This window comes from Pseudomonas sp. 43mfcvi1.1, assembly GCF_900115935.1.
Lineage (GTDB): Bacteria > Pseudomonadota > Gammaproteobacteria > Pseudomonadales > Pseudomonadaceae > Aquipseudomonas > Aquipseudomonas bijieensis.
In genome coordinates this window covers 64,522-78,566 of record NZ_UETT01000013.1, presented here as the reverse complement: position 1 = coordinate 78,566, position 14,045 = coordinate 64,522, and the positions used below count along the sequence as shown (strand labels likewise).

The following is a 14,045-nucleotide window of genomic DNA, read 5'->3' as shown; positions in this document are numbered from 1 at the left end:
GATTTTAGGCAACGGCGAATTGCTGGCTGATTTTCGACTTAGCTTCGCGCATGCCCTTGGTGTGCAAGTCATCCCCCTTGTTCAACCCTTCGGCACGAACGATTTCGATGTCGCTAATGCCCAGGAAGCCGAACATAAATGTCAGATAGTCTTCATGACCCACGCCACTCGGCTTGCCGGCATGCAACCCGCCAGCTGTGGAAACGATCACCAGCTTCTTGCCACCACACAAACCTTCATAGCCTGAATCGCCATAGCGGAATGTCTGGCCAGCAACGGCAATGCGGTCAATCCAGGCCTTGAGCTGGGTCGGGATAGTGAAGTTGTACATGGGCGCGGCAATGACCAGCGCATCCGCCGCCAGGAACTCTGCCATTGTTTCAGCGCTGAGGTCAGCTTCGTATTTCAGGGCAGCGTCGCGCAATTCAGCACTAGTGCCGGCAGCAACCAGCGTCTGGGCGGAAAAATGGCTGATGGCGTCGGCGGCCAGGTCACGGTAGGTGACGGTGATGCCTGGCTCGGCAGCTTTCCAGGCTTCAACCACTTCACGGCTCAATTGGCGGGAAGCGGAGTTGTCGCCGAGGATGCTCGAATCGATGTGCAGCAGTTTCATGTGAGTGCTCTCCAAGTGAGGACCGCACCAGGCGATCAATTGGCGACCATCCTATCGATGAAGCCAATGATCGATAAGTCAGCATAAATACGATAGTTTGTCCCACTGACAGGACAATCGAGTTCACCATGCAAGACCTCAATGATTTGTACTACTTCGCCAAAGTCGTCGAAGCCGGCGGTTTCGCGGCGGCCGGGCGCCTGCTGGGCATTCCCAAGTCGCGATTGTCGCGGCGTATGGCCGAGCTGGAAGAACGCCTCGGCGTCCGGTTGCTCCAGCGTACTACCCGTCAGTTGAAATTGACCGCGGTCGGCGAACGTTACCTGCGCCATTGCCAGGCCATGTTGCTGGAGGCCGAGATGGCCGACGAAGCGGTGGCGAGCATGTCCAGCGAGCCCCGTGGCCGATTGCGGGTGTCGAGCCCGGTGGGCCTGGCCCACCAATTCCTGCCCGTGGTGATCGAAACCTTCCTGGCTAAATACCCTTTGGTACAACTGGACATGACCCTGCTCAACCGCCGGGTCGACCTGATCGGCGAAGGCATCGACGTGGCGTTGCGGGTGCGCGACCTGGGGGATGAAGACCCCTTGCTGATGACCCGGCGTTTGCGCCGGGCACGACTGATGCTGGTCGCCAGCCCGGCCTTTGTCGAAGGGCGGCGGATCGAATCCCCGGATGATCTCAAACAGTTGCCAGTACTGGGGGCATTGGAAGCCGATCGCCAGGTGCACCTGCGCCTGGTCAGCGCCGATGGGCAGCGTGTGGAACTGAGCCTGGAGGCGCGCCTGGGCATTGACGACTTCATTGTGCGTCGCGCCTGCACCCTCGCCGGCCTGGGCTTCACGTTATTGCCGAGCATGTATTGCGAGCAGGAATTGCTTGACGGCACACTGGTGGAATTGCTGCCTGGATGGTCGTTGCCCGATGGCTGGCTCCAGGCGGTCTACCCGCATCGACGCGGCATGCTGCCAGCGGTGCGTGCATGGATCGACCATTTGGTGGAAGCCTTCGAGGGCTGTGGAGATAGAACGCTATGAGTTTGAGCGAAGAGGATGTCGCGCGGTTTTGCCTGGGCCTGCCCGGCGCCCGGGAGGACTACAAATGGGGCGGCGTGCGGGTGTTTTCCATTGCCGGGAACAAGATGTTCGCCCTCCAGGGCCTGAGGAGCGACTCGTTGGCGTTCAAGGTCGACAAGGATCTGTTCCTGGGTCATTGCGACCGGCCGGGCATTCACCCCGCGCCTTACCTGGCGCGGGCCCAGTGGGTCATCATGCAGGTGCCCTACCCGCTGGGTGCCGAAGAGCTGCGTGGCTTGCTGCAACGCTCACATCAATTGGTGGTGAGCAAATTGCCCAAGCGCACGCAGGTGGGTTTGTTGCTCTAGCCATTCAGAACAGATAGCTGCCCAGGAACAACTGGTCGATCCAGAACACTTGGTGCAACATCACGATGAACCAGAACACCATCTGGAACGACACCTTGCGGGTCTTGTGGCGAAACAGCTGCTGGGCCAGCAAGGCGCCAGGCCAACCGCCGGCCAGCTCCACCGCATGCAGCACGTTCTCCGGAGTGCGCCAGGCGTCGGTGCGTGCCTTGCGCTTGTCGCTCCAGTACAGCAGGAACGCCACCACGCTGACCACACCATAAGCCACCAGCGGCACCCATGACACCGCCCGCAGCCCGAACAGCAGTGAACCGAACAGCGGCAAGGCACAGAGCAGCGCAAACACCATCAGTTTGAGCCGCAGGTGCTGCACGGCGCCGTCGGCACTGCGCCCGGTACGTTTGCGGCCACCTGAATCGTTCATGGCTTGGCAGCGCTCCAGTCCACCCAGCCGAACTGCCAGGTGGCCAGGATCAACAGGCCGAAGGCGATTCGATACCAGGCGAACACGGCGTAACTGTGACTGGCGATGAACCGCAGCAGGCCCTTGACCGCAATCATGGCGAAAATGAACGCTGTGACGAAGCCAATGGCGAACACCGGGAAATCCGCCGGGACGAACAGCTCGCGGTATTTGTAGCCCGAGTAGACCGCCGCGCCGACCATGGTCGGCATCGCCAGGAAAAACGAAAACTCGGTAGCGGTTTTACGCGACAGGCCGAACAGCAGGCCACCGATGATGGTCGCTCCGGAACGCGAGGTGCCCGGGATCATCGCAATGCACTGGGCCAGGCCAACCTTCAGTGCGTCCTTCCAGGAGATCTCGTCCACCGTTTCGGCGTGCACCTGGTGCTGGCGCTTCTCGGCCCAGAGCATCACCAGGCCGCCCACCACCAGCGCGGCGGCGACGGTGATCGGGTTGAACAGGTAGTGGTGGATCCAGTCGGCGAACAGCACACCCAAGACCACGGCCGGCAGGAAGGCGATCAGCAGGTTGGCGGTGAACCGGCGGGCGCTGGGTTGCGTCGGCAGGCCCAGCACCACGTCGAAGATCTTGCGCCGGAACTCCCAGACCACCGCCAGGATCGCGCCGAGCTGGATGATAATGTTGAACGCCATCGAACGTTCGCCACCGAACTCAAGCAAGTCGGCGACAATGATCTGGTGTCCCGTGCTGGAAATCGGCAGAAATTCCGTCAAGCCTTCCACTACGCCAAGAATCAGTGCCGAAAAGGCGGTCCACAAATCCATTCATCCCCCAAAAAAGACGCTGTTCATGCAGGTCTTATCAATATTCAAGTGTCAAGCAGGTGCTCGCAGCGGGTGCACGATAACTGTGATCTTTCAAAAAAAACCAATGAAAAATCAGAACAGGCTCAGGTTTTGCGCTGCGGGGCCGAAATCCTATCAGACAAGCCCTGATAACGCTGCCGCGTTATGACCCAGGTCAATTACGTATAGCTGCCGGGCGCTAAAGTGCCGGCCGTCGTTAATGACAAGAATAAGAAACCGGAGTGACAGCGTATGAATAGCTTGCGCAGTGTGTCGATCAGCCGACGCTTGTGGCTCATCCTGGTGGTGGCCATCGTGATGTTGTTCACGCTTGGCGCCTTGATGCTTAAACAGATCCACACCGACCTTTACCAAGCCAAAGTGCAGAAAACCCAGCACGTGGTACAGACCGCCAGTGGCGTGCTGAGCTACTACCATGGCCTGGAAACCGCTGGCACCCTGACTCGCGATGCCGCGCAAAAGCAGGCCCTCAGCGCCGTGCGTGGCCTGCGTTATAACCAGAGTGACTACTTCTGGATCAATGACCTGACGCCCGTGATGGTCATGCATCCGACCAACCCCAAGCTTGAAGGCCAGAACCTCTCGGCCATCCGCGATCCGAACGGTTATGCGCTGTTCAACGAGATGGTTGCCATCGCCAAGTCCAAGGGCGCCGGCATGATCAATTACCTCTGGCCGAAGCCGGGCGCCGAGGCCCCAGTGGGCAAGACTTCCTATGTCCAATTGTTCGAGCCCTGGGGTTGGGTCATCGGTTCGGGCGTGTACATCGATGACGTCCAGGCCGAGTTCCAGTCCCAGTTGATCAAGGCTTCCGTGGTCGGTTTGATCATCACCCTGCTCATGGGCCTGCTGTTGACCCTGATCGTGCGCAGCATCGTCGGCCCGCTGCAGGAAACCGTCAACGCCATGGCCAACATCGCCAGTGGCGAGAGCGACCTGACCCGCACCCTCGACACTCATGGCCAGGACGAAGTCACTCAACTGGCGCGGCATTTCAACGCCTTTACCGCCAAGTTGCGGCAAGTGGTGACCCAACTGCAAGCCTCGGCCAGTGCGCTGGGGCAATCCTCCAGCGAATTGGGCAACGATGCCGCCCAGGCCCAGGAGCGCAGCCAGCAGCAGTCGCAGCAAATGGAGCTGGTGGCGACCGCGATCAATGAAGTGACCTATGGCGTGCAGGACGTCGCCAAGAACGCCGAGCACGCGGCCAGTGAAATGCGCGACGCCGAGTCCCAGGCCCAACAAGGCCAGGTCAACATCGACGGCAGCTTGCAGCAGATCGACCGCCTGTCCCAGACCATCGATCAGGCGGTGGAAGTGATCCGTACCCTGGCGAGCGAAAGCACCCAGATCGGCAGCGTGCTGGAGGTGATCCGCTCCATTGCCGAACAAACCAACCTGTTGGCCCTCAACGCCGCCATCGAAGCTGCCCGCGCCGGCGAACAAGGCCGGGGCTTTGCGGTGGTCGCCGATGAAGTGCGGCTGCTGGCCCAACGTACACAGAAGTCCACCGCAGAGATCCAGGCGATGATCGAGCGCCTGCAAACCCATTCCGAGGCCGCGGTGAAAGTCATCAGCGACAGCAGCCGTGCCTCGCAACTGACCATTGAACAGGCCGGCCTGGCCGGTGCCAGTCTCAACGCCATCGGTCAGGCCCTACGCAATCTCAACAGCCTGAACGCCTCCATCGCCAGTGCCACCCTGCAACAGGCCCATGTAGTGGAAGACATCAACCAGAACGTCACCCAGGCCGCCGGACTGTCCCACAGCACCGCCATGGCCGCCGAACAATCCAGCCAGGCCAGCAGCCGTCTCAAGGCGCTGAGTGAACAGTTGAACGGGTTGCTCAAGCAATTCCGAGTGTGAGGGTTGTGCAGGGCCTCTCTGCTGGGGGCGATGCTCAGTTAAAGCTGTTGTGATTTATTGTGGCGAGGGAGCTTGCTCCCGCTGGGCTGCGTAGCGGCCCCCTTTTTTGTGAGCGCTTCGCGCTCAAGCGGGAGCAAGCTCCCTCGCCACGGACTCGACTTGCTCTCCAGCTACGCAACATCTCTCTGCGGGAGCGAGCCTGCTCGCGATGGCGGCGGCACATCCCGCACTGATATTGGAGCTGCCCACGCCATAACGTTTACAATCCCCGCTCTCTCCTCTTTTCCCCAAGGAACCGCCATGTCCGGGCTTGAACTGTTTGCCGCAGCCCTCGGCGTGATCGCTGTCTGGTTGACCGTCAAGCAGAACCCCTGGTGCTGGCCGATCGGCCTGGTCATGGTGCTGCTGTACAGCTGGATCTTTTTCGAGGTGAAGTTGTATTCGGACATGCTGCTGCAGGTTGTCTACGCGGTGTTGCAACTCTACGGCTGGTGGCAATGGACTCGTGCCGGACACAATCATGATGGACGCCAGGTCACCCGCCTCGGTGGGCCGTCGGTGTTGCTCGGCTTGGCTATCGGCGCGGCAGGCAGCCTGTTGTTGGGCGCCGCCATGGCTCACTGGACCGACGCCGCCCAACCCTGGCTCGATGCCGCACTCACCGGCTTCAGCCTCGTGGCCCAATGGTGGATGGCGCAAAAACGCGTGCAATGCTGGCCGCTGTGGATCGCCCTGGATGTGATTTTCGTCGGCCTGTTCATCTATAAGGGCTTGCACCTGACCGCCGCACTCTACGCCCTGTTCACCCTGCTGGCCGTGCAAGGCTGGCGGGAATGGCGCGCCGACCCGGCCCTGCGCGCATGAAGGTAATAGTGCTGACCGGCCCGGAATCCAGCGGCAAGAGTTGGCTGGCGGCGCAATTGCAGGAACACTTTGGTGGCGTGCGGGTGGATGAGTACGTGCGCCATTTCATGGAGCAGACCCAACGCGATACCTGTCTGGCCGACATCACCGACATCGCCTCCGGCCAACTGGCCTGGGAAGATGAAGCGCGTGCCCGCCGTCCGGCGCTGTTGATCCTCGACACGCACCTGCTGAGCAACATCCTCTGGAGCCAGACCCTGTTCGGCGACTGTCCGGACTGGCTCGAGCCGGCCCTGCTGGCCCGCCATTATGACCTGCACCTGCTGCTGAGCCCCGAGCAGGTCGAATGGACCGGCGACGGTTTGCGTTGCCAACCCGGGCTGGCAGAACGGCTGGCGTTTTTTGAGGCGATCGAGGCCTGGCTGAGCGAACATCAGCGACCGTTCCAGGTCATTGAGGGCGATTGGGCGCAACGCCAACGGCAAGTGTTCGCCGCCGTTACCCAGCTGCTTCAAGCTTGATCGCTGGGTGATCTGTTTCATTCTTGAAACAACGCAGTCGCTCCAAACCCGGATCCAACGCCGCTTCACCAAATTGCCATCAAGACTGTCAAGCTTCCGAAACACACGCCCAAAAGCCTGGATCCAGAGCCCTGGGACAGTAGGTGACCGGTTGGTCACCATGCCCCTTGTCTCAGTGTTGAAACAGGTTCCTTCCCCGGCATCCCCCCCGTAGCTCCAACTCATTGAAATAAAAAACATTTCAAAACACGGCACGACACCTGCTCTCCAACTTCGCAACGCTGACTAGGGCCAGCGTACCGAAGAAGGAATCGATGCCATGGGGATTTTCGATAGGGGCATGACCTGTCTGCTGTTGATCGGCTGCGCCGCCAGCGCAACGCTCAGCTTGCCAGCGCGGGCCGAGGGCAACGGCGTCATTGTGCTCACCCGTGACGTGCAGCCCATTGCAATCGGTCGCAACGGTGGCAAAGACCCCTACCCGACCACTGTCAATGCCAACCCCTCCGAACGCATCAACCAGGCGACCGCCAGCACCGAACTGAGCGATGGCGAGTTCGCCAGCGTGGCCAGCGGTTCGTCGATCCGCAACATCGTCACCCCGAACACCGGTGTGCAAGGCCTGAACGTCGTGACCAACCCCAACGGCATGCCGGGCATGAGTGCCGGCCACGGTGGTGGTAGCGGCGGCGCGATCTCCGGCACCATCAACCGCTCGCTCAGTTCCGGCCTGGCTCCGTTGGGTCGGTTGGCGGGAGGCCAGTGACATGAAGCCCGCCCTGTTTCTCCTCGCCCTGCTCATGCTTTCCCTGCTCAGCTCTTTCAACGTATTTGCCGATTCGGGTGTTGCGGTGATCAGTAGCGCCAACCTGCAGGATTCCGGCAGCCATTACACCGGCAACTTCAACGTCAACCAGGCGGCCGGCGACCAGACCCAGCAGACCAACACCCGAGCCATCGCCATCGGCAGCCACGCCCAGGCCAGCACCCATGTGCAACAACGCGTCGACACGCCGGCCAACCCGTCCATGAACGCCACCGCCCGCATCGGCGGCCAATCCTTTACCAACGGCAACGGTGTGCTGGGCGTCAACCAGTCCGCCGGGGCCAACAACCAGATGGCCAATGTCATGCGAGTGGGCATCAGTGCCCATCCGCAGAGCATTGACGACAGCGCCCTGTCTCAACAGAACGTGGCGTTGCTACCGAACTCAGGAGCAACTGGCGCCCCAACCGGCAGTCGCCAGGTCGTTACCAGCGACCAGGCCTTCACCGGCAGCCGAGGGGTCATCCAGGTGAACCAGAGCGCAGGGGTGGGAAACCGTATGGCGAACACCCTGAGCATCCGAGTCGCTGATTGACCCGGAGGCTACATAAGAAAGTACCGACACTTAACCAACGACACGCAAGGAGAAACACCATGAAACCTACAATGGCACTCAAACCATTGGTTTTCGCTCTCGCCGCTGTCATGGCAATGGCCGCACAGGCTGGAGGAAACGATAACGGGCACGGCAATGGTCATGGCCACCATGGTCCCAAAGGCCCAACGTGGGAAGAACAGCTTTCCATCAACGCCAGCGCGATGGCTACCGTGATGGATGAGCAGAACAGCGACGGCAACGAGGTGCTCAACCAGGGTACTAAAAACACCGCCGAAGCCACCGACTCCCTCAATGGCAGCAACGGCAACATGGGGGCCAACATCGCCGCCGGCGACGGTAACCAACAAGACAACGCCGCAGCGCTGGCGACCGCTGACGAAAGCTTCATCTTCGGCTCGGCTGTCGCCGCCTCAAGTGCCACGCAAACCAATACCAACAACTATGTAAAAAACAACTCGACCCACAACAACGCCTCGCTCACCAATGCGGGCAACAACGGCTCCGGCAACATCGGCATCAACGTGACCGCCGGTAACTTCAACCAACAGAAAAACAACCTGGCCATCGCCGTATCGGGTGGCCGTGTCGCACAGGCCTCTGCCGAGGCCAATCAGTCCTCCACAGGCCTGGTGGTCGACAACAAAGGCGTGCGGACCTACAAAACCGACACCCTTACCAGCACCTCCAGCGCTTCCGGCACCTTCAAGGCCAAAGGCACCGGCACCGTCGAGGATGACGGCCATGGCGGATGGGGCAACAAAGGTGGCTACGGTGGCGGTCACGATGACGACAAGTTCAAGTTCTCCGCCGTGGGTACTTTCGAACTGTCCGGCACCAACACCCAGCAAGTGCTGACCCGCGACGGCTGGAAAAACCCTGTGCTCAACAACGCCACCATGACCAACTCCATGAACGGCTTCTCCGGTAACGGCGGCGCCAACGTGTCAGCGGGCGTGGGCAACCAGCAGAGCAACTCGCTCTCCATCGCTGCCGGCTGCAGGGCTTGCATGTAAAAAGTACCACTGCGGGGGTAGTTGCCCTGTGGGAGCAAACTTTGCTCCCACAGGCTCGCTCCCACAGGGGCTTTTTTCCAGGGTTCCCACCAGGCGTATCGATCATGCGTGTCACTGCCGTTTCCCTGCTGCTCTGCATGGCCTGCGTGGCCGAAGCGGCGCAGATACCAGTCGCCGCCCTGCCTGGCGGCATGCTGGTCTACAAACCGGTGCAAAGCATACGCGAGCGCAAGTTCAGCGACATCGTCGAGCAGAAAACCGATTTCAGTTGCGGCGCCGCCGCGCTGGCCACGGTGCTGCGCCAGGCCTATTGGCTGGATGTCGATGAAGAGCACGTCATCAAAGGCATGCTGGTCAATGCCGACCAGGATCTGGTCCGTACCCAAGGGTTTTCCATGCTGGACATGAAGCGCTACGTGGAAGCCATCGGCATGCGAGCCCGAGGCTACCGGATACCGCCAGAGAAACTCGAAGCGGTAACGATCCCGGTGGTGGTCCTGATGGAAATCCGCGGCTACAAGCACTTCGTGGTGTTGCAGCGGGCCGACAAGCAATGGGTCTACATCGGCGACCCGGTGCTGGGCCACAAGCGCTACGCCCACGATGATTTCGTCAAAGGCTGGAACGGCATCGTCTTTGCGATCGTCGGCCCCGGCTATGACAAGACCAATACGCTGCGCAACCCTCCACAACCACTGACGGCACGTAACAAACTGGACGGGTTCAACCCGGTCAGGGATGCAGAACTGATGGATTTCGGCTTCATACAGAGCGACTTCTTTTAATCGCCGACCAACTGCCAACATAAGTACAAAAAGGAGCAGGACGCTCCGGGAGCAGCACATGAAAACTTCACACTGGCTGTCGCTGGCCTGCCTGGCCGCGGCTGCCTCGGGCTATGCCCATGCCGGCTTCAAACCCATCGAAGTCAAGGACCAGGAGCTTGCCGAGCTGCGCGGTCGTTATGTCATGCCCGGCCGAGTCATCAGCTTCGGCATCGTCATGAGCAGTACCTGGCGCAACGCCAGCGGCGACCTGATCGGCGCCACCAGCACCATGCAAATCCAGTCCGCCACCGTCAAACCCCAGTTTTATGTCTCCACCATCAAGCAGACCGGCAACGGCAGCGTCCCGGAACAGGGTAGCGGCAATATTACCGGTGGTGCCGGCCTTGGCACGAGCCAGGGCGTGACCCAAAGCGTACGTGCCGCCGGCGACGGCAATACCGCCTACAACAACGTCAACATCAATGTGAAAGAGAGCAACCAGGCGCCCGCGCTCGTGCCTTCCCAAGGTCAACTGCTGACCAAGGGCCAGACCATCAGCGGCAGCAACGCCGCCGGCAGTGTCGCGGTCACCGCCACCGGCAGTGGTGTGCAAATGGCAATCCAGGCCAGCCATAACCAGGGCAGTACCCTGCAACAAGTGGCTCAAGGTGGTTTGCTGCAAAACACTCGCCTGCTGGGCAACAGCAACCTGGTCAACAACATGACGCAACTCAACGTGGTGCTGAACAATAACGGCGCCAGCGCCGGCGCACTGGACTGCAACCTGACCCAACTGCGCGGCCTGCGTAACCTCGGTTATTGAACTACGCTGGTTTCCGATCATTGGGCAATTAGGGACGGCATATTTCATGTATCGATCCGTATCGTTGCGCGCTGTGATGTGTTTAAGCACGTTGTTCCCGGCGACCGTGTTGCACGCGGCCCCGGATGCCGAAATAGAGGCCCTGAAACAGGAGCTTCTCGAGCTCAAGCAACGCTACGAGGTCCAACAGAAGGCCCTGGCGGTGCTCGAACAGCGGGTTCGCCAAGTGGAGGATCAACCCGCCGCTCCACCGCCCAAGCGCCTGGCCAAGTCCCCCGCCGACATGAAAGGCAACCAGACCGTGGCCGGCGGTGGCGCGGCAACGACCGGCGGCAGCGGCTATGGACAATCCCTGGCCGATGATTCCCAGCCGGCCCAGAGCGTCTCCAACCTCTATGACGAGGCCAGCGGTTTCTTCGGCGGCGGCAAATTCAGCTTCGAGACCGGCGTGACCTATTCGCGCTACGACACGCGGCAACTGATCCTCAATGGTTTCCTGGCCCTGGACTCGATTTTCCTGGGCAACATCAACCTCGACCGGATCAAGGCCGACACCTGGACGCTGGACCTCACCGGTCGCTACAACTTTGACAACCGCTGGCAGTTCGACCTCAACGTCCCGGTGGTCTACCGCGAATCCACGTACCAGTCAGGCGGCGCGAACAACGGCGCAGCCGGCGTCACCAGCGAAGAAACCGTGACCCGCGACCCGACCATCGGTGACGTCAACTTCGGCATCGCCTACAAGTTCATGGATGAGTCGATCAACTACCCGGACGCGGTGGTCACCCTGCGGGTCAAGGCTCCAACCGGCAAGGACCCGTTCGGCATCAAGCTGCGTCAATCCCAGGCCAACACCAACCTGTTCGTGCCTGACGACCTGCCCACCGGCAATGGCGTGTGGTCGATCACCCCTGGGCTTTCGCTGGTCAAGACCTTCGACCCGGCCGTGTTATTCGGTACCCTTTCCTACACCCATAACTTCGAAGAATCGTTCGACGACATCAGTTCCACGGTCAACCAGAAAGTACCGGGCAAGGTGCGGATCGGCGACAGCTTCCAGCTCGGCGCGGGCATTGCCTTTGCCTTGAACGAGAAGATGAGCATGTCGTTCTCGGTCTCTGACCTGATCCAGAAGAAAAGCAAGCTCAAACAGGACGGCGGCGACTGGGAATCGGTGGTCTCCAGCGACGCCAACGCCGGCTACTTCAACATCGGCATGACCGTCGCTGCCTCGGACAACCTGACCATCGTGCCCAACCTGTCCATCGGGTTGACTGACGATGCGCCGGATTTCAGCTTCAGCCTGAAATTCCCGTATTACTTCTAGCGCAGGATGACGGTCTTGACACCATACCCTGTGGGAGCGAGCCTGCTCGCGATAGCGGTAGATCAGTCATTTTAACTGTGACCGACACCGCTATCGCGAGCAGGCTCGCTCCCACAAGGAATCGTGCAGGGCTTGAGTCAGCGGATCTGATGCTTGTGCAGCAACCGATAGAACGTCGGCCGGGACACGCCCAGCACCCTCGCGGCCACGCTCAGGTTGTCGCTATGACGATTGAGCACATCGCTCAGGGCTTGGCGCTCGGCGCGGGTCTTGTAGTCCTCCAGCGTACCCATCGGGGCCGCCACGCCTTGGTGACTGGCCAGGCCGAGGTCCCGGGCCTCGATTTGTCGCCCCTCGGCCAGCACCAAGCCGCGACGGACGCGGTTGGCCAGTTCCCGCACATTGCCGGGCCAGTCATGCATGCCCATCGCCACCAATGCATCGTCGCTGAAGCTGCGGGGGCGGCGGCCGGTTTCCCGGCTGTAGAAATGGGAAAAGTGGCTGGCGAGCATCGCCAGGTCGCCATGGCGTTCGCGCAGCGGCGCCATCACCACTTGCAACACGTTCAGGCGGTAATACAGATCCTCGCGAAACCGCTTGTTCTCGATGGCCGCCTCAAGGTCCACATGGGTAGCCGCCAAGACTCGCACATCGACCGCAATCGGCTGGCTACCGCCGACCCGCTCAATGTGTTTTTCCTGTAGAAAGCGCAGCAGGTTGGCCTGTAACTCCAACGGCAGGTCGCCAATTTCATCGAGAAACAACGTGCCGCCGTGGGCCGCCTCGATCCGTCCGATCTTGCGTTGGTGAGCGCCAGTGAACGCGCCCTTCTCATGCCCGAACAACTCGGACTGGATCAGGTGCTCCGGGATGGCTCCGCAGTTGATGGCAATGAACGGCCGGTTACGCCGGTGAGACTGACAATGCAGGGTGCGCGCCACCAGCTCCTTGCCGGTACCGCTTTCGCCCCGGATCAACACCGGCGACTCGGCAGGCGCCAGCTTGCTCAACAATTTACGCAGCTCGCGAATCGGCTTGCTGTCGCCCAGCAGCTCATGTTCGGGCTGATCAATGTGGATCGAGCCCTGTCCCCGCAGGCGCGCCATGCCAAACGCCCGGCCCAGTGTCACCTGGACCCTGGACACGTCGAACGGCAAGGTATGGAAGTCGAAAAACCATTCGCAGACAAAATCACCGACGTTTTGCAGGCGCAACACTTCCTGGTTGAGCACGGCGATCCATTCGGTACCGCTGCGACTGATCAACTCCTTGACTGCTTCCGGGCGTTCCAGATGGAAGGGCTGCAACCGCAAAAGACCGACGTCACAGGTCCGATCGCCGGCGTGTTCGAGGGAGCAACTGTCCACATCCCAGCCAATGGTGCGCAAACCTGGCAACAAACGATGACAATCGTCGCAGGGATCAACCACGAGCAGACGACGTGACGTACTGGCTTCGATCATGACTGATCCTTGGCGCCAAAATAAGGAAATATGATTAGAAACAGTCGTTTGGCAAACCTGCATGTAACAGTAGCAAGAAGTTGACGCCTCCTTGTATCAATTGATTATCGAGATCGCGTCAAAGTGGTTATAAGCGAGCGTTTCGTTAGTTGTCGCGCACCTGTTTCTTTCATGGCGCTTTCAAACAAAAGCCCAAAAGCCTGGTCTGAAAGAAAATCGAAATTTATTTAAATAATGTGTGACCCGCGTGCGGGTTCGGAACATCAGTACAAGTAACCAGCCGCACGGTACGCCCAACCGACGGCACATCATTTGTTTGGGCACACTTAAGAGAAAACGCCATGAACGCCCCGCTCCGTATCAACGAAGCTCTTTTGATTGCCGACCGCGCATTCCGTCCTTTCCAATGCGTGGCCTGGGCTCCACAAGACGGCAACGGTGAACTCAGCCTGACCGTCATCGACCGTACCAATACTCATATTGGCCGTACCCAGATTCCAAGCAGCGCCTATACCGACCCGGTCCAACTGGCCGACCTGTTGAAACAGGCCCGTGCCGAACTGAGCCAGGAAGGCTACAAACTGCAATCCTGGTCGATGCCTGAATAACGACCTGTAAAGCCTGTTATCGATTGCAGGCTTGGCTCTGGGTTGTAAAGCCATTGTTATGGCACGAATCGCCGCTGTATCTGTAGAACATGACAGTTGTGCGTTGCCACATTCA

The 14,045-nt window shown here is 60.1% G+C and carries 16 protein-coding genes; 12 read left to right on the top strand and 4 right to left on the bottom strand.

The features are described 5' to 3' along the window. Positions 1 to 4: 4 nt before the first annotated feature. Entirely contained in the window at positions 5 to 613 is a 609-nt protein-coding gene (locus DTP52_RS22865) for an FMN-dependent NADH-azoreductase (protein WP_109755371.1), read from the bottom strand. Between the two features lie 128 nt (positions 614 to 741). Here DTP52_RS22865 and DTP52_RS22860 point away from each other — a divergent pair, with 128 nt between their 5' ends. Continuing rightward, positions 742 to 1,650: a LysR substrate-binding domain-containing protein gene (locus DTP52_RS22860; RefSeq protein WP_109755370.1), complete on the top strand. Its 909-nt coding sequence runs from the start codon at positions 742 to 744 to the stop codon at positions 1,648 to 1,650. After that, positions 1,647 to 1,997 carry an MmcQ/YjbR family DNA-binding protein gene (locus DTP52_RS22855; RefSeq protein ID WP_109755369.1) on the top strand — a complete coding sequence of 117 codons (351 nt, stop codon included), beginning with the start codon at positions 1,647 to 1,649 and terminating at the stop codon, positions 1,995 to 1,997. The genes DTP52_RS22860 and DTP52_RS22855 overlap by 4 nt, the downstream gene beginning before the upstream one ends. Before the next feature lie 4 nt (positions 1,998 to 2,001). Here the strand turns inward: DTP52_RS22855 and DTP52_RS22850 are convergent, their stop codons facing one another. Then, positions 2,002 to 2,421, bottom strand: coding sequence for a DUF1294 domain-containing protein (locus DTP52_RS22850; RefSeq protein ID WP_109755368.1), 420 nt, complete (start codon positions 2,419 to 2,421; stop codon positions 2,002 to 2,004). Further along, the gene (locus tag DTP52_RS22845; RefSeq protein ID WP_109755367.1) at positions 2,418 to 3,248 is read right to left on the bottom strand and encodes an undecaprenyl-diphosphate phosphatase; all 831 of its coding nucleotides are present in this window, start codon (positions 3,246 to 3,248) and stop codon (positions 2,418 to 2,420) included. Before DTP52_RS22845 ends, DTP52_RS22850 begins: the two co-directional genes overlap by 4 nt. Before the next feature lie 273 nt (positions 3,249 to 3,521). On the opposite strand from DTP52_RS22845, the gene DTP52_RS22840 reads away from it, so the two are divergent. The 9 genes from DTP52_RS22840 to DTP52_RS22800 all read left to right on the top strand — a co-directional run bounded on the left by DTP52_RS22840 (position 3,522) and on the right by DTP52_RS22800 (position 11,859). Next, positions 3,522 to 5,156 carry a methyl-accepting chemotaxis protein gene (locus tag DTP52_RS22840; protein ID WP_109755366.1) on the top strand — a complete coding sequence of 545 codons (1,635 nt, stop codon included), beginning with the start codon at positions 3,522 to 3,524 and terminating at the stop codon, positions 5,154 to 5,156. A 300-nt stretch (positions 5,157 to 5,456) separates the two neighbouring features. Further along, positions 5,457 to 6,020, top strand: coding sequence for a nicotinamide riboside transporter PnuC (gene pnuC / locus DTP52_RS22835; RefSeq protein WP_109755365.1), 564 nt, complete (start codon positions 5,457 to 5,459; stop codon positions 6,018 to 6,020). Beyond that, on the top strand, positions 6,017 to 6,541 hold the full coding sequence (locus tag DTP52_RS22830) for an AAA family ATPase (RefSeq protein WP_109755464.1): 525 nt from the start codon (positions 6,017 to 6,019) through the stop codon (positions 6,539 to 6,541). The genes pnuC and DTP52_RS22830 overlap by 4 nt, the downstream gene beginning before the upstream one ends. A 319-nt stretch (positions 6,542 to 6,860) precedes the next feature. Further along, positions 6,861 to 7,307 carry a hypothetical protein gene (locus tag DTP52_RS22825; protein WP_109755364.1) on the top strand — a complete coding sequence of 149 codons (447 nt, stop codon included), beginning with the start codon at positions 6,861 to 6,863 and terminating at the stop codon, positions 7,305 to 7,307. Position 7,308: 1 nt separating this feature from the next. Continuing rightward, positions 7,309 to 7,902, top strand: a complete 594-nt coding sequence (locus DTP52_RS22820; protein WP_109755363.1) for an adhesin — start codon at positions 7,309 to 7,311, stop codon at positions 7,900 to 7,902. Positions 7,903 to 7,961: 59 nt separating this feature from the next. Beyond that, positions 7,962 to 8,939, top strand: coding sequence for a heme utilization protein (locus tag DTP52_RS22815; protein ID WP_109755362.1), 978 nt, complete (start codon positions 7,962 to 7,964; stop codon positions 8,937 to 8,939). 104 nt (positions 8,940 to 9,043) lie between these two features. Further along, a complete protein-coding gene (locus DTP52_RS22810; RefSeq protein ID WP_109755361.1) occupies positions 9,044 to 9,724 on the top strand; it encodes a C39 family peptidase in 681 nt (226 codons plus the stop codon). 58 nt (positions 9,725 to 9,782) lie between these two features. Then, positions 9,783 to 10,529 (top strand): hypothetical protein, encoded by a 747-nt coding sequence (locus DTP52_RS22805; RefSeq protein WP_109755360.1) that lies wholly within the window; start codon positions 9,783 to 9,785, stop codon positions 10,527 to 10,529. Between the two features lie 46 nt (positions 10,530 to 10,575). After that, on the top strand, positions 10,576 to 11,859 hold the full coding sequence (locus tag DTP52_RS22800) for a transporter (protein ID WP_109755359.1): 1,284 nt from the start codon (positions 10,576 to 10,578) through the stop codon (positions 11,857 to 11,859). Between the two features lie 137 nt (positions 11,860 to 11,996). Here the strand turns inward: DTP52_RS22800 and DTP52_RS22795 are convergent, their stop codons facing one another. Then, positions 11,997 to 13,322: a sigma-54 dependent transcriptional regulator gene (locus DTP52_RS22795; RefSeq protein ID WP_109755358.1), complete on the bottom strand. Its 1,326-nt coding sequence runs from the start codon at positions 13,320 to 13,322 to the stop codon at positions 11,997 to 11,999. Between the two features lie 341 nt (positions 13,323 to 13,663). Between DTP52_RS22795 and DTP52_RS22790 the strand changes: the two genes are divergently transcribed. Beyond that, complete coding sequence (locus tag DTP52_RS22790; RefSeq protein ID WP_109755357.1) at positions 13,664 to 13,930, top strand: hypothetical protein; 267 nt, start codon at positions 13,664 to 13,666, stop codon at positions 13,928 to 13,930. Positions 13,931 to 14,045: the final 115 nt, after the last annotated feature.

Coding starts and splice junctions, on each gene's coding strand:
- DTP52_RS22810 (WP_109755361.1), top strand. CDS start 9,044: ATGCGTGTCACTGCCGTTTCCCTGCTGCTCTGCATGGCCTGCGTGGCC.
- DTP52_RS22820 (WP_109755363.1), top strand. CDS start 7,309: ATGAAGCCCGCCCTGTTTCTCCTCGCCCTGCTCATGCTTTCCCTGCTC.
- DTP52_RS22790 (WP_109755357.1), top strand. CDS start 13,664: ATGAACGCCCCGCTCCGTATCAACGAAGCTCTTTTGATTGCCGACCGC.
- DTP52_RS22850 (WP_109755368.1), bottom strand. CDS start 2,421: ATGAACGATTCAGGTGGCCGCAAACGTACCGGGCGCAGTGCCGACGGC.
- pnuC (WP_109755365.1), top strand. CDS start 5,457: ATGTCCGGGCTTGAACTGTTTGCCGCAGCCCTCGGCGTGATCGCTGTC.
- DTP52_RS22805 (WP_109755360.1), top strand. CDS start 9,783: ATGAAAACTTCACACTGGCTGTCGCTGGCCTGCCTGGCCGCGGCTGCC.
- DTP52_RS22815 (WP_109755362.1), top strand. CDS start 7,962: ATGAAACCTACAATGGCACTCAAACCATTGGTTTTCGCTCTCGCCGCT.
- DTP52_RS22795 (WP_109755358.1), bottom strand. CDS start 13,322: ATGATCGAAGCCAGTACGTCACGTCGTCTGCTCGTGGTTGATCCCTGC.
- DTP52_RS22800 (WP_109755359.1), top strand. CDS start 10,576: ATGTATCGATCCGTATCGTTGCGCGCTGTGATGTGTTTAAGCACGTTG.
- DTP52_RS22860 (WP_109755370.1), top strand. CDS start 742: ATGCAAGACCTCAATGATTTGTACTACTTCGCCAAAGTCGTCGAAGCC.
- DTP52_RS22855 (WP_109755369.1), top strand. CDS start 1,647: ATGAGTTTGAGCGAAGAGGATGTCGCGCGGTTTTGCCTGGGCCTGCCC.
- DTP52_RS22825 (WP_109755364.1), top strand. CDS start 6,861: ATGGGGATTTTCGATAGGGGCATGACCTGTCTGCTGTTGATCGGCTGC.
- DTP52_RS22865 (WP_109755371.1), bottom strand. CDS start 613: ATGAAACTGCTGCACATCGATTCGAGCATCCTCGGCGACAACTCCGCT.
- DTP52_RS22840 (WP_109755366.1), top strand. CDS start 3,522: ATGAATAGCTTGCGCAGTGTGTCGATCAGCCGACGCTTGTGGCTCATC.
- DTP52_RS22830 (WP_109755464.1), top strand. CDS start 6,017: ATGAAGGTAATAGTGCTGACCGGCCCGGAATCCAGCGGCAAGAGTTGG.
- DTP52_RS22845 (WP_109755367.1), bottom strand. CDS start 3,248: ATGGATTTGTGGACCGCCTTTTCGGCACTGATTCTTGGCGTAGTGGAA.